Genomic DNA, 13,671 nt, shown 5'->3' with positions numbered 1-13,671 from the left:
CGTTGATCAAAGGCCGGCAAGCGCCAGCATGGCCGAACCGCCACGTTCGGCTTCATCGGCGCCGTGGCGCATCAGCGCGAAGAGCTCGCGGCCCGTGCCCATCTCGACGGGCGGACGCGGCGCGGGCTTGCGGGCCTGCCAGATCTCGTCGTCGACCAGCGCCTCGATCTCGCCGGTATTGGCGCTGACGCGCACGATATCGCCGTCGCGCAGCAACGCGATCGGACCGCCGCACCAGCCCTCGGGGGTGAGGTGGATCGCGGCGGGCACCTTGCCCGAAGCGCCCGACATGCGGCCGTCGGTCAGGAGCGCGACATTGAAGCCCTTGTCCTGCAACACGCCGAGCGGCGGCGTGAGCTTGTGGAGTTCGGGCATGCCATTGGCCTGCGGCCCCTGGAAACGGACGACGACGACGACGTCACGCCCGAGCTCGCCGGCCTTGAAGGCCTTCAGTACCGCGTCCTGATCGGAGAAGACGCGGCACGGCGCTTCGATCGTCCAGCGTGCCTCGTCGACAGCGCTGGTCTTGATGATCGCGCGGCCGAGATTGCCCTCAAGCAGCCGCATCCCACCATCGCGGCGAAAGGCGGTGGCGGGCGGACGCAGCATCGTGTCGTCGCGCGTCTCGGCTGGGGCGTCGATCCAGGTGAGCGCGTCATTCTCGAGCGCGGGTTCCTGGCCATAGGGATCGAGTCCGCCCGTCCACACCGTCAGGATGTCGCGGTGAAGCAGGCCCGCCGCGAGCAGTTCACGGATTGTGAAGCCCATGCCGCCAGCGGCATGGAAATGGTTCACGTCGCCCGCGCCATTGGGATAGACGCGCGCGACCAGCGGCACGACCGCGGAGAGCCGGTCCATATCCTCCCAGTCGATGATGATGCCCGCCGCGCGTGCGATCGCGGGGAGGTGGATCGCGTGGTTGGTCGAGCCGCCCGTGGCAAGCAGGCCGATCGCGGCATTGACGATCGCCTTTTCGTCGACGCAGGCTCCCAGCGGGCGATAGTCGTTGCCGTCCCAGCCGATCTCGGTGACGCGGTGGACCGCGGCGCGCGTCAGTTCCTGCCTCAGTTTTGTGCCCGGATTGATGAAGGCAGAGCCGGGAACGTGGAGCCCCATCATTTCCATCATCATCTGGTTGGAATTGGCGGTGCCGTAGAAGGTGCAGGTGCCCGCGCCATGATAGGAAGCTGCCTCGGCTTCGAGCAGTTCGTCGCGGCCGACCTTGCCCTCGGCATAAAGCTGGCGGACGCGCTGCTTTTCCTTGTTGGCGAGGCCCGAGGGCATCGGGCCGGCGGGCACCAGGATCATCGGCAGATGGCCGAAGCGCAGCGCACCGATCAGGAGGCCGGGCACGATCTTGTCGCAGATGCCGAGCAGCGTCGCGCCCTCGAACATGCCGTGGCTGAGCGCTATCGCGGTGCCCATCGCGATATTGTCGCGGCTGAACAGCGACAGCTCCATGCCGAGCTGGCCCTGCGTCACGCCGTCGCACATCGCGGGAACACCGCCGGCGACCTGCGCGGTCGCGCCCTTTTCGCGCGCAAAGACCTTCATCTGCTCGGGGTAGCGGCCATAGGGCTGATGCGCCGAGAGCATGTCGTTATAGGCGGTGACGATCCCGATATTCATCGCCTTGCCGCCGCGGATGACAGCCTTGTCATCTGCCGCAGCCGCGAATCCGTGCGCGAGGTTGCCGCACGAAAGCGTCGGGCGGTGGACGCCCCTTTCGCGCTCGCGGTCCATCAGTTCGAGATAGGCGGCGCGGCCCTTTTTCGAGCGGGAAATGATGCGGTCGGTGACCGCGGCGATTTCGGGGTGGAGGCTGGTCATTGGATGGAACTCTTAATCCCGTTCGGGCTGAGCCTGTCGAAGCCCCTTCCTTCCCCCTTTGCGATGCAGAAGAAGGACAGGGCTTCGACAGGCTCAGCCCGAACGGTGGAAGGGGCAGCGTCGCGCGTCAATTATCGAGCCAGTGGATGTCGATGGGCTGTTCGGCGTCAGCGAGCACGCGGCCGACGGGGACGTTCGAACTCGGCCCGTCCTTGATCGCCTTTTCGAGAACCTTGCGTTTTTCCTTTCCGGCGATCGCGATCAGGATCGTGCGCGCCGACAGGATCGAGGCGCGGCTCAAGGTCACGCGCGCTACGGGCGCCTCGGCGGGCAGCGGATCGGGCATGACGCCGAGCGCGCGGCGCGCCTTGGGGCCGTTCAGCGCCTCGTCGAGATCGGGGCCGGGGAAGATCGAGGCGGTGTGGCCGTCCGCGCCCATGCCGAGCCAGACGAGATCGATCGGCCAGTGCAGATCCTGCAGCCGCGCATCGGCGGCGTTGCCCGCGAGCTTGTGATCGGGGTTCTCGGTGCCGATCGGGAGCACGCGCGCGCCCAGTGGCAGGAAGGCGCGCGCGATCGAGGCGACGTTGCTCATCGGGCTGTCGACCGCCACAAGACGGTCGTCGGTCGGGATGATCGTCACGTTTTTCCAGCGCAGTTTCTTCTGCGCCAGCTTTTCGAAGACGGGCGCGGGGGTCTTTCCGCCGGGAAAGGCGACGAGCGCCTGACCGCGTGCGTCGAGCGCGCTTTCGATGATGAAGGCTATGTCGCCCGCAATCGCCTCGGCCCATTCATCGGTGTCTTCATAGTCCCAGAATTCGGCCTCAATCATGCCAGCTCACTCCGTCTCGTTCCGTCAGCGCGATCGCGGCCGATGGGCCCCAGCTTCCCGCGCCATATTCCCTGGGTGTCATCCCGTTCGCGGCCCAGCCGGCGCGGATCGCATCGACCCATTCCCACTGCGCCTCGACCTCATCGCGGCGAACGAACAGCGTCGGATCGCCCTCGATCAGGTCGAGCAACAGCCGCTCATAGGCAATCCGCCGCCGCGTGCTAGCAAAAGCGCTGGTGAGCGACAGATCGAGCGGCACTTCGCGCAGCGTAATACCCTCGCGGTCGAGCCCGGGTTCCTTCGCCATGACGAGCAGGCGGATATATTCCTCGGGCTGGAGGCGGATGACGAGCTTGTTCGCGGTCAGCCGCCCGCCGCGATTGGCGAAGATCGAGTGCGGGACCTTCTTGAACTGGATGAAGATTTCGGACTGGCGATTGGGCAGACGCTTGCCCGTGCGCAGGTAGAAGGGCACGCCCTGCCAGCGCCAGTTGTCGACATGCGCCTTGATCGCGACGAAGGTCTCGGTGTCCGACGGCTTGCCAAGCTCGTCGGTATAGCCCGGGACCGCCTCGCCCTTGCTCGCGCCGGGACCATACTGGCCGATCACGGTGTGTGTGGCAGCGCTGTCAGAATCTATCTTCCGGAGCGAACGGAGCACCTTGACCTTCTCGTCGCGCACCGCAGTGGCGTTGAGATCGGCGGGCGGCTCCATCGCGACGAGCGCGAGCAGCTGGAGCATGTGGTTCTGCACCATGTCGCGGATCGCGCCCGCGCCGTCGTAGAAGCCGACGCGGCCCTCGAGGCCGACGGTCTCGGACACGGTGATCTGGACATGATCGATGCCGTTGGCGTTCCACAGCGGCTCGAACATCATGTTGGCGAAGCGAAGCGCCATCAGGTTCTGGACGGTTTCCTTGCCCAGATAATGGTCGATGCGGAAGGTGCGTTCCTCGGGGAAGGCGGCGGCGACCGCGTCGTTGATCTCGCGCGAGGAGGCGAGATCGGTGCCGAGCGGCTTTTCAAGCCCGATGCGGACATTGTCGCCCGCGAGACCCGCGGCCTTGAGGCCGGCGATGGTCGGCTCGAACAGGAAGGGCGCGGTCGACAGGAAGATCGCGATTCCGCCCGAAGTGTCACCGATCTTTTCGGCGAGCGCGGGAAAACCCTCGGGCTTCGAGGCGTCGAGCGGCTGGTATTTCAGCCGGTCGAGAAAAGCGCCGAGCAGGTCGCCGTTCTTGCGGTCGGCGGGCAGGAACTCTTCGAGCGCCTGCTTTGCGAAATCGCGATAGCCGGCGTCGTCGAGCTCGCTGCGCGCGGTGCCGACAATCTGGAGGCAATCCTTGATCAGCCCGTCGGCATGAAGCGCATAAAGCGAGGGAAGGAGCATGCGCCGCGCAAGGTCGCCGGTCGCACCAAAGAGCAGAAGGGTTTCGCAAGCCATAGGGGACGCGTCATTCCCGATGCTTTCCCCAGCGTCAACCGGGCGTGCAATTTTTTGGCGGCGAAAGCGCGTGCTTTTTCGTCCCGACCCGTCGCGGGCGCATGGTCGCGTAACTTTCGTGCGCGTCAGGGCGTGGTCAGGAAAGCGCGACAGGCATCGCGCATCGCGTCGCGGTCCCCCGGCAGGATCGTGTCGCAGATGACATAGCTGTAGATCAGGAACGCGCGCGCGCTGGCCTGCTCGGCGGGCACGCCGCTGGCCGCCACCACCGCTTCGAAATAGGCGAGCCGATGCCGGTCGATCTCGGCCAGCGCGCGCGCGGCGCGCGCGTCGGTGAGCGCCCATGTGCGCATCGCGAGTTCGATATGCGAACCTGTGCGCGCGCGGTCCATCTGCGAGATGCCGAACAGCCGCTCGAGCCGCGCTTCGGGCGTGGCGTCCATCGCCGCCAGTTCGGCGACAAGCCCCGTGGTCGTGCGCTGGCGCCAATAGTCGGTCATCGCGTCCAGAAAGGCGTCGCGCGTCTCGAAGCGCGTGTAGAACATGCCCTTGGTGACGCCGAGCTTCTCGGCGACGAGTTCGACCCGGACCGAATCGATCCCGCCCACCGCGAGCATTTCGAGCGCCGCGATGAACCAGTGCTCGGCGGTCAGCCTGGGCTTGGGGCCGCGCTTGACGGCGCGCACGGGGGATCCGGGCAACACCGGCTGCAAGGGAAGGGGCGGAAGTGGCGACATGCGCCAAGACCTAGTCCGCCGCAGCGCGCGGGTCAAATGCCGGGCCGTCATTGAAGACGATATGGTACGTATTGATCGCAATTAATATTGGTCCATTGACCAACATATCCAAGCTGATCTAACAATAATTCATACGGAAACGAATCAAATAATTCGTGCATGGAGAGGGAGGGACTATGTCGAGCCATCGATCGGCACTGAAGCGCGCGTTGCTGGCAGGCTGTGCATTATGGGCATCGGCCACGGGCACGGCCTGGGCGCAGGACAGCGTCGTGGACGAAGAGGGCGTCACCGTCGGCGACATCGTCGTCACGGCGCGGCGGCGCGAGGAAAGCCTCCAGGACGTGCCGATCTCGATCACCGCCTTCACCGCCGACCGCCTCGATCAGATGGGTGCGCCCGACATCACCGCGCTCCAGCGCTCCACCCCCAATCTCACGCTCCAGGTATCGCGGGGCACCAATTCGACGCTGACCGCCTTCATCCGGGGCATCGGCCAGCAGGACCCGCTCTGGGGTTTCGAGCCCGGCGTCGGCCTCTATGTCGACGACGTCTATGTCGCGCGACCACAGGGTGCCGTGCTGGACATCTTCGATATCGAACGGATCGAAGTGCTGCGCGGCCCGCAGGGTACGCTCTATGGCCGCAACACGATCGGCGGCGCGGTCAAATATGTGACGAAGCGGCTGGGCAGCGAGTTCAGCGGCAAGATCCGCGGCGAGTTCGGCACCTTTGACGAATATAACCTGACCGGATCGGTCGCGCTGCCCGTTACCGACGGCATTGCGCTCGGCGGCGCCTTTGCCTGGTATAATCGCGACGGCTACGGCAAGAACTTCTTCACCGGCAACGACACCAACAACAAGGAGGTGATCGCGGGGCGCCTCTCGGTCGAGCTGACGCCTTCGGACGATATCTTCATCCGGGTGGCGGGCGATCGGACCGAGGACCGTTCCAACACCAATCACGGCCACCGCGAAGTCCGCGAGCCCAACAGCAACACGCCCGTGCTCCCCGGCAAATATGATACGCTCGCGGGGCTGGGCGACCGCAACAAGGTGGTGACGCAGGGCGTGTCGCTGACCGGCGAATGGAGCGTCTCCGACGCGCTGACGCTCAAGTCGATCACCGCATATCGTGACGGCTATACCAGCGGCGACGGCATCGATTTCGACGGCACGCCGCAACCCTATCTCGATATCGCCGCCGGCGGAAAGGTCTATCAGGACGACCAGTTCAGCCAGGAGTTCCAGGCGCTGATCGAAACCGACACGCTTCAGGGCGTCGTCGGCCTCTATTATCTCGATGCCCATGCCGAGGGTGCGTTCGATACGATTCTCGGCCGCGGCCTCGTTCCCGAAGCGGTCCTCGTGCCGCGGCCCAGCGCCTTCACCGCGCTGACGCAGCTCACCAGCGGTTCGGTGGATACCGAGAGCTTCGCGGTGTTCGGCGACCTCAACTATGATGTGAGCGAGCGGATCAAACTCTCGGTTGGCGCACGCTGGACGCGCGACAAGAAGACGGGGACGGTCTTCAAGGCCAATTATTTCGGGACGATCGGGAGCCCGCTCCTGAAGCCCTATGTTCCCGTGTTGCCCTTCCCGTTCAACCAGCCCCAGATCCTGACCGATTACACCAATGACCGAACCTTCGAGGAGTTTACGCCGCGCATCAGCCTGACATGGGAAGCGGCGGAGGACGTCAACCTCTACGCGGCCTATGGGCGCGGCTTCAAATCGGGCGGGTTCGACATGCGCGGCGACGCCACCGCCACGCCCGACACGAAGAACGGCTATGACTCGGAAATCGTCGATTCCTATGAGCTCGGCATCAAGGGCGATCTTCTGGACGGCAGCCTGCGCGTGAACGCCGCGCTCTTCTACAGCGACTATCAGGGCCAGCAGGTGACGACGCAGGTGCCCAAGGTGACCCCGCCACCGGGCGTCGTCAGCTTCGTCGACAATGTGGGCAGCTCGCGCATCTGGGGCGCGGAGCTGGAGGCAAGCGCGGTGCTGAGCCCCGATGTCAGCGCGAATTTCAATTTCGGCTATATCAATGCGAAGTTCGAGGAATTCCTCGTCTTCGACCTCGTCTCGCGGCAATATGTCGACGTCGCGGATCAGCGGCAGTTCCAGAACACCCCTGAATTCACCGCCAGTGCCTCGCTCAACTGGCAGGGCGATCTGGCGGGCGGGCGGCTGGCGCTGCTACCTTCGATCTCGTTCCGCAGCGACACCAACCTGTTCGAAATTCCGATCCCGGCCATCGATCAGGACGGCTATGCGCTCGTCGACCTGAGCGTCACATGGACCTCGCCCGACGAACACTGGCGGTTGGGCGCGCACGGCCGCAACCTGTTCGACGTGCACTACCGGACCGGCGGCTACAACTTCCCGTCGAACCAGTTCGCGCAGTCGGTCATCGGCTTTTACGGCCCGCCGCGCACGGTACGCTTCTCGGCCGAATACCGGTTCTGACCGTGACCGGATTGGTGGAGCGGCGCTGGCGCTCGGCCGAGGGGCTGTGGCTCCATGCCCGCGACTATGCCGCAAGCGGGGGCGAGGCGCGCCTGCCCGTGATCTGCATCCACGGACTCACGCGCAACGCGCGCGACTTCGAGGATGTCGCGCCGTGGATCGCGGCGCAGGGGCGGCGCGTGCTCGCGGTCGACATACGCGGGCGGGGCCGTTCGGATCACGATCCCGACCCCATGAACTACAAGCCCGTCACCTATGCGCGCGACATGCTCGCGCTCATGGATTCGCTGGGAATCGCGCGGGCGGTGTTCGTTGGCACATCGATGGGCGGACTCATCACGCTGATGCTTGCGGCGCTCAGGCTGCCCGCCGTGGCGGCCGCGATACTCAATGATGTCGGTCCCGAAGTGGCGCAGCAGGGGCTCGACCGGATCGCGGGCTATGCCGGAAAACCCGTCGATATCCGGGACTGGGACGATGCCGTCGCCTATCTGAAGCGGACGATGGGCCCCGCCTTTCCCGACATGGCGGATGCGCGCTGGCGGGCGCTTGCGCGTCGCAGCTTTGTCGAGAACGCCGATGGCGTCCCGCGGCTCGACTATGACCCGGGGATTGCGCGCCCTTTTGCGGACAGGCGGCCGCCGCGGCGATCCATTATCGCCTGGCTGCTGTTTCGCCGGCTCGCGCGACGCCGGCCCACGCTGCTGTTGCGCGGTGAGCTTTCGGATCTGCTCTCCGCGGAAATCGCTGTGCGGATGCGCCGTGCCGCGCCCGCCATGCACTACGCCGAAGTGCCGCGAGTCGGTCATGCGCCGTTGCTCGAGGAGCCCGCGGCGCGCGCCGCGATCGAAACGTTCCTGGCGAAACTGCCCTAGCGCTTAATGCCGATGCTCGCGCCGCAGATTGTAGCGCCCGGGCGCGAATCCATCGAACAGCCCTGAAATGGCGGGGTGATCGACGGGCTCGTCGCTGGGGTCCGCCACCAGATTCTGCTGGCTGACATAGGCGACATAGCTGCTGTCGGCATTCTCGGCGAGCAGGTGATAGAAGGGCTGGTCGCGCTGCGGGCGGATATCTTCGGGAATCGCCTCGTACCATTCCTCGCTGTTGGCGAAGACCGGGTCGATGTCGAAAATTACCCCGCGAAACGCGAACATCCGGTGCTTCACGACGTCGCCGATTGCGAAACGCGCGTGCGAAACGGGGGGCATTGCGGCAGGAAGCGTCAGTGTGCCGGTCGAGATATCGGGGTGGTTCATATAGCTTATTTAGGCGGCTTTTGCTTTCAAGCAAGCGGAGCGCTTGCAGAGTGTGAAAGCCTGCGCTAATGGCCGCCCCTCAATCGACCGGGACGCGCCGTTCAGACGGCCCGTTTCATCAGCGGAGAGGTGGCTGAGAGGTCGAAAGCACCGCACTCGAAATGCGGCGTGCCGGCAACGGTACCGTGGGTTCGAATCCCACCCTCTCCGCCAGCGACTGATCCTTCCACATCCGTAGTGAATCGAAAAATCCCAGAGTTTCTGCGGCTTTGAGCGTGATTCGCGTCCCCCGCAATCCACCCGCATCCGCTGCTGACCGATTCGGCGCGTGGGAAAAATTGTGGGAAATTGGAGCGATGGGAATGCTATCCGTGACAGCCGTACGGGCCGCCAAACGTCCCGGCCGTTTGAGCGACGGTGACGGGCTTTATTTGCTCGTCGGCGCCAATGGATCGAAGAGCTGGATCTGCCGCGTCCAAAAATATGGACGGGGGCGCGACTTCGGGCTCGGCAGCGCGTCGAAGGTGTCGCTCGCGCTGGCACGTGAGCGTGCACGCGAGATCCGCACATGGGTCGAGATGGGGCTCGATCCGGTCTTCTAGCGCCGCGAGGCGGGGGGCATCCCGACCTTTCGCGAGGCGACCGCCAAGGTCTATGCGGCGCATCGAAAGACATGGAAGAACGAGAAGCACGAGGCGCAATGGCTGCGCACGTTGGAGCAGTTCGCCTTCCCTATGCTCGGCGAGGTGCGCGTCAACGAGATCACTGGGCCGATGATCCGCAATGTGCTTGCGGAGATCTGGCTCACCAAGCCCGAGACCGCGCGGCGTGTGCGGCAGCGCATCGGTGCGGTGCTCGATTGGGCCTTTGCCTCGGGTTATCGCGATACCGAGGCGCCGATGCGGTCGATCACCAGGGGCCTTCCGCGTCAGCCGAAAAAGGAGGGACATTTCGCGGCGATGCCCTATGCCGATGTGCCCGCCTTCATGCAGACGCTGCGCGGGCGCGAGAGCTTCTCGCGGATGGCGCTCGAGTTTGCGATCCTGACCGCGGCACGGTCGGGGGAGGTGCGCGGTGCATGCTGGGACGAGATGGATCTCGACAACGCGCTTTGGACGATCCCGGCGAAGCGGATGAAGGCCAATCGGGAGCATGTTGTCCCTTTGTCGACATCTGCGATCCGAATCCTCAGACGCTGCGCCGAGCTGCGCATCGCCAGCCACAGCCATGTCTTTCCCGGCAGCCGCGGCCGATCAGCCGATGTCCGACATGACGCTCACCAAGCTGCTGCGCGAGATGAAGCAGGCCTGCACCGCGCATGGCTTCCGTTCGTCCTTTCGCGACTGGGTCAGCGAGACGACCAGTCACCCTGGCGAGATCGCCGAAGCCGCGCTCGCGCACCGAGTGCGTGACAAGACCGAGGCGGCCTATCGACGAGGGAACCTGCTCGACAAGCGGCGCTCACTCATGGCGGACTGGGGGCGCTACTGTCGATAGTGGGCCGGGTCGGGAAAGGCGGCTCATGGAATCGTGCCGCACGAACCCGCCAGCGGTTCAATGCGAGGGGCGATGACGGTTCCCGACGCAATGCACGTTCCCGCGAAGCGGGTTCGCGCATGTCGCGCGTTCTGGTCACAAGCTGCCACTCATCGCCGCCGACCTTTATTGGCTTGCGCCATCCGCGCTCCCGCGCGGGTCTGTTTGTATCCAGCTCGGACAGGCGAGGGTGGGCGTCACGTCCTCTAGCCCCGCCCGGACGGGCTGCAACCCGGCTGTGCCGGGTCCTTCTCGTTGTTGCGGTCCTTTGGATGCAACCCGCCCTCCAAAGGCGTGGCTGCCGGTCGCTCCTGCCGCCCATGAGCGGCTTTCTCACACTGCGCTGGCGTCGCCTGCGCCGGCAACTGCGGTGCCATAGGGGCAGGCCGCGTTCGCTCGGCGAACGGATCGACCGTGCGACCGCGACCATGCCCTTGTTCACCTACACGGTGTTCAACCTCCATCGTCATGAGGGACATGATTACGCCACGATCGCGAAGATGCTGCGGCTCGATGTCGACGAAGTCGAGCGGCACATCGCCGCCGCCCTTCTGCACCTCGCTGTCGCACTTGATCGTGATGATTGACGACAAATCCACCCTCGCTGGAAAACAGCGAGGGTGGATCAACAGGCACATGCTTCACCTTGCCAAAGCGCTGACGCTCCACGAAAAGATCGATGACCATGCGCAAGGACCTCGATCATCTTCCCGCCGCCAAGCAGCGCGACCTTGCGCGCGTGCTCAAGCTGCTCTTCGAGGAATTCGAGGATGCGACCGCGCTTGGCAGCCATGACTGGAAGAAGAAGGGGCGCATCCTCAAGGTCATTCTCTATGGCTCTTACGCGCGCGGAAACTGGGTCGACGAACCCCATACCGCCAAGGGCTATCAATCCGATTTCGACCTCCTCATCATCGTCTCGGACAAGCGGCTGACCGACCCGATCAAATTCTGGGAAAAGGCCGAGGATCGGCTGATCCGCGAATATTCGATCACGCAGACCATCAAAACCCCGGTCAATTTCATCGTCCATACGCTGGGCGAAGTGAATGACGGTCTGGCCCACGGCCGGTACTTTTTCATGGACGTCGCGCGCGATGGCATCGCGCTCTACGAGAGCGAGGACAGCGAACTTCATACCCCCAAGCCCAAGACCCCCGATCAGGCACTCGCGATGGCGAAGGAGTATTTCGAGGAATGGTTTCCGGCTGGGATGAAGCGCTTTGAAATTGCCCAGTTCGATATCCAGAAAGGATATCTGAAAGATGCGGCTTTTGATCTGCACCAGACTGCCGAACGCCTCTATCATTGCGTTCTGCTGGTAGTCACCTTCTATACTCCGCACGTCCACAATCTGGGTTTCCTGCGCACCCAGGCCGAACGTCTTGACCGGCGATTGATCGATGCCTGGCCGCGCGAGACCAAGCGCGACCGCGCGCGGTTTGAGAAGCTGAAGGATGCCTATGTGAAGGCGCGCTACTCGAAGCATTACCGCATTACCGAGGAAGAACTGACCTGGGTCGGCGAACGCGTCGAGGAGCTCGGCCGCATCGTCCATATCATCTGCAGCGAGCGTATCGCCGAACTCGAACAGGCTGCCTCGGCCAAGGCCTGACGCGACCAATATTGCCGCTGCTTTGGTCCCGCGCGCGCCCCCTTCGGGTGCGCGATTGTCGGTACCGTCGGTGGCGTTCAGGCGCCCGATTTCTCGATCAGGTGCTTGAGCGCAACCAGATCGCGGTTGATCCATTTGGCGTCAGCCGAAAACCGCTCATCATCCATGTCAGGCTGACGAAACAGCGTGAGCGCGACCTCGGCGCCCTCGCCATTTTGGATCACGCGCAGTGGAATATGGATCTCGGCTCCGTCGCCCGTGTCGACGAAATGATCCATCACGCCATAGTCATTATGCGGCGTGAAGCGGATCCGGATCGGCCCCTCGGGACCTTCGGCGATCCAGTGCTCGCCGCTCCTGTGCAACTCCGAATCGGACAATCCCGACGCCCATTTGGGGAAGAATTCGGGACGCTGTCTGCACATCGTTTTATTGCGAGATATGCGTGTAGAATTGCGAGACTCGTCATTGATAATTGGCGGAAATCCAGCGTTTATTGCCCGGAATCGCGAGACTCGCTGTTACCGGCCCGCATGGCAGGCTTGCCCGCAGCCTTGCTTGAAGCATTCACCCTTGAGCGCCGTGCACGGGGGTGATTGCGCGCCGCCGCGCGGCCAACGCCAGGGCCGCCCGTCGCACCGCCAGCCAATGCTTTTGTTCGGCCTCGGCATCGGCGCGGGCGCGGTGCGCAATGGGACCGCCCTTGAGGCGTATTTCGGTCAGCACCAGAAGTTCGTCGATCGCGGCCTCGAGCTCTTCCGGGGGAAGGAGGGGTTGCAGGATCTCGATTGCGGTTTCGCGTTGCGCCACCTCGGTGTCACGCAGCCTCAGACTATGTCGCGGAAGTCCCGCCTCACGCAGCAGCCTGCTTAGCCATTTGCCATCCCATGACGGGGCGCTGGCAAAGAGGTCGTGACCCGACAGGATCTCGAGCATGCGGGTCGCGACGACAACGGGCGCAGTACCCTGTTCGAGCGAGGCGCGGCTGATGTGATGGATTGCCTCGGCCTCGGCGTCCCAATCGGTCCAGCCGGGAGGGGGGCGAATGAGGTAGGACTCAGAGGCACCATCCTCGAAGACCCAGGCGACTTCGATCGGGTAGCTGTCCTTTGACAGCGACGAAGCCTCAAAGTCGAGAAAGACGCGCATGGGCCATCAACGCATGGTTGCTCGCAGTGGCGCAAGGGAAATCACCTGGCTGAGGCGTGACGCCATGATTGACTAGACGATTGGGCGCGGCTGACGGATCGGCATTGGCATGTAAACCCATAGTGGCGCGAAATGCGTTCAAAGCACATCTGTGCACTTCTGAAGCACTATGCACCGCGGGCCCGATCTCAGAAACTGGCGGCCGATTTTCGAGCAAAATGATGGTCTGTATGAAGGCAAGATCCAACAACAATTCTGGCTTCCGGACGACCGGTCGGGAACGGTTGCCAGCTTGCCACATGGCCTGGCACCGCCAAAGCCCCACCCCTGAGCGATCGAAAGGCCGTTGGATCGAGGTCGGACATGGTGAACCCAACTGGCGCTGCGGCACAAAGCACCGATCGATCGTGGGCCTTCACGCCTTGTACGGTCCGCTATGATTGGGACTGTGGACCACCCGCCTGGCGAAGTCCGCCCAATGCGCTTCTGTACCGCGCTCGCCGGCCCCGGCTCACTCATGGCGCTCCTCAATGGAGATTAGAACCAGAAAGACAGTGCCGGTGCGTTCTGTCGTAACAGTGAATGGAGAAGCTGCATGATCGATGAGGCCCAGCCGCGACCGATTACGGTGCGCATTCGTGAGGCGTGCCGGATCACGGGGATTGGGCGATCAAAGCTCTACGAGCTGATCGCTGCCGGTGAGATCGAGATCATCGTAAGCGCTGTTTTCAGGCCACGGCGGTCCAAGGCATGAGTTCACCGACGCCGTTTGCGGGGTGACCGTTGGCGAGC

General features: G+C 64.0%; 13 protein-coding genes and 1 tRNA gene. 7 read left to right on the top strand and 7 right to left on the bottom strand.

Annotated features, from left to right (window positions below):
• Window positions 1–6: 6 nt before the first annotated feature.
• From edd to MKI88_RS18185, 4 genes are all read right to left on the bottom strand, one after another.
• Window positions 7–1,830: a phosphogluconate dehydratase gene (gene edd / locus MKI88_RS18200; protein ID WP_241632971.1), complete on the bottom strand. Its 1,824-nt coding sequence runs from the start codon at window positions 1,828–1,830 to the stop codon at window positions 7–9.
• 127 nt (window positions 1,831–1,957) lie between these two features.
• Window positions 1,958–2,662 (bottom strand): 6-phosphogluconolactonase, encoded by a 705-nt coding sequence (gene pgl, locus MKI88_RS18195; RefSeq protein WP_241632970.1) that lies wholly within the window; start codon window positions 2,660–2,662, stop codon window positions 1,958–1,960.
• Window positions 2,655–4,106 carry a glucose-6-phosphate dehydrogenase gene (zwf, locus tag MKI88_RS18190; protein ID WP_241632969.1) on the bottom strand — a complete coding sequence of 484 codons (1,452 nt, stop codon included), beginning with the start codon at window positions 4,104–4,106 and terminating at the stop codon, window positions 2,655–2,657. The genes pgl and zwf overlap by 8 nt, the downstream gene beginning before the upstream one ends.
• Before the next feature lie 125 nt (window positions 4,107–4,231).
• Window positions 4,232–4,792 carry a TetR/AcrR family transcriptional regulator gene (locus MKI88_RS18185; protein ID WP_241632968.1) on the bottom strand — a complete coding sequence of 187 codons (561 nt, stop codon included), beginning with the start codon at window positions 4,790–4,792 and terminating at the stop codon, window positions 4,232–4,234.
• Window positions 4,793–5,019: 227 nt separating this feature from the next.
• Here MKI88_RS18185 and MKI88_RS18180 point away from each other — a divergent pair, with 227 nt between their 5' ends.
• Entirely contained in the window at window positions 5,020–7,320 is a 2,301-nt protein-coding gene (locus tag MKI88_RS18180) for a TonB-dependent receptor (protein ID WP_241632967.1), read from the top strand.
• 2 nt (window positions 7,321–7,322) lie between these two features.
• Complete coding sequence (locus MKI88_RS18175; protein ID WP_241632966.1) at window positions 7,323–8,195, top strand: alpha/beta fold hydrolase; 873 nt, start codon at window positions 7,323–7,325, stop codon at window positions 8,193–8,195.
• 3 nt (window positions 8,196–8,198) lie between these two features.
• Here the strand turns inward: MKI88_RS18175 and hspQ are convergent, their stop codons facing one another.
• Window positions 8,199–8,579 (bottom strand): heat shock protein HspQ, encoded by a 381-nt coding sequence (gene hspQ / locus MKI88_RS18170; RefSeq protein WP_241632965.1) that lies wholly within the window; start codon window positions 8,577–8,579, stop codon window positions 8,199–8,201.
• 123 nt (window positions 8,580–8,702) lie between these two features.
• On the opposite strand from hspQ, the gene MKI88_RS18165 reads away from it, so the two are divergent.
• The 5 genes from MKI88_RS18165 (at window position 8,703) to MKI88_RS18150 (ending at window position 11,730) form a co-directional block, all read left to right on the top strand.
• Window positions 8,703–8,792: transfer RNA gene (locus MKI88_RS18165), tRNA-Ser, on the top strand.
• Between the two features lie 158 nt (window positions 8,793–8,950).
• Window positions 8,951–9,181, top strand: a complete 231-nt coding sequence (locus MKI88_RS21470) for an Arm DNA-binding domain-containing protein (protein WP_348636277.1) — start codon at window positions 8,951–8,953, stop codon at window positions 9,179–9,181.
• A gap of 18 nt (window positions 9,182–9,199) precedes the next feature.
• On the top strand, window positions 9,200–9,991 hold the full coding sequence (locus MKI88_RS21465) for a tyrosine-type recombinase/integrase (RefSeq protein WP_407073385.1): 792 nt from the start codon (window positions 9,200–9,202) through the stop codon (window positions 9,989–9,991).
• Window positions 9,992–10,435: 444 nt separating this feature from the next.
• On the top strand, window positions 10,436–10,702 hold the full coding sequence (locus MKI88_RS18155) for a hypothetical protein (protein ID WP_241632964.1): 267 nt from the start codon (window positions 10,436–10,438) through the stop codon (window positions 10,700–10,702).
• Window positions 10,703–10,800: 98 nt separating this feature from the next.
• On the top strand, window positions 10,801–11,730 hold the full coding sequence (locus tag MKI88_RS18150) for a HEPN domain-containing protein (protein ID WP_241632985.1): 930 nt from the start codon (window positions 10,801–10,803) through the stop codon (window positions 11,728–11,730).
• 77 nt (window positions 11,731–11,807) lie between these two features.
• On the opposite strand, the gene MKI88_RS18145 is transcribed toward MKI88_RS18150, so the two are convergent.
• Together MKI88_RS18145 and MKI88_RS18140 are read right to left on the bottom strand one after the other, a co-directional pair.
• Window positions 11,808–12,155 (bottom strand): polyketide cyclase, encoded by a 348-nt coding sequence (locus tag MKI88_RS18145; RefSeq protein ID WP_241632963.1) that lies wholly within the window; start codon window positions 12,153–12,155, stop codon window positions 11,808–11,810.
• A gap of 142 nt (window positions 12,156–12,297) precedes the next feature.
• Complete coding sequence (locus tag MKI88_RS18140) at window positions 12,298–12,879, bottom strand: transcriptional regulator (protein ID WP_241632962.1); 582 nt, start codon at window positions 12,877–12,879, stop codon at window positions 12,298–12,300.
• Between the last annotated feature and the right edge of the window lie 792 nt (window positions 12,880–13,671).

It is taken from the genome of Sphingomonas sp. LaA6.9 (genome assembly GCF_022601895.1).
GTDB lineage: Bacteria > Pseudomonadota > Alphaproteobacteria > Sphingomonadales > Sphingomonadaceae > Sphingobium_A.
This window is presented reverse-complemented; position numbering and strand designations above follow the sequence as displayed.

Coding starts and splice junctions, on each gene's coding strand:
- edd (WP_241632971.1), bottom strand. CDS start 1,830: ATGACCAGCCTCCACCCCGAAATCGCCGCGGTCACCGACCGCATCATT.
- MKI88_RS18150 (WP_241632985.1), top strand. CDS start 10,801: ATGCGCAAGGACCTCGATCATCTTCCCGCCGCCAAGCAGCGCGACCTT.
- zwf (WP_241632969.1), bottom strand. CDS start 4,106: ATGGCTTGCGAAACCCTTCTGCTCTTTGGTGCGACCGGCGACCTTGCG.
- MKI88_RS18155 (WP_241632964.1), top strand. CDS start 10,436: ATGAGCGGCTTTCTCACACTGCGCTGGCGTCGCCTGCGCCGGCAACTG.
- MKI88_RS18145 (WP_241632963.1), bottom strand. CDS start 12,155: ATGTGCAGACAGCGTCCCGAATTCTTCCCCAAATGGGCGTCGGGATTG.
- MKI88_RS18180 (WP_241632967.1), top strand. CDS start 5,020: ATGTCGAGCCATCGATCGGCACTGAAGCGCGCGTTGCTGGCAGGCTGT.
- MKI88_RS18140 (WP_241632962.1), bottom strand. CDS start 12,879: ATGCGCGTCTTTCTCGACTTTGAGGCTTCGTCGCTGTCAAAGGACAGC.
- hspQ (WP_241632965.1), bottom strand. CDS start 8,579: ATGAACCACCCCGATATCTCGACCGGCACACTGACGCTTCCTGCCGCA.
- pgl (WP_241632970.1), bottom strand. CDS start 2,662: ATGATTGAGGCCGAATTCTGGGACTATGAAGACACCGATGAATGGGCC.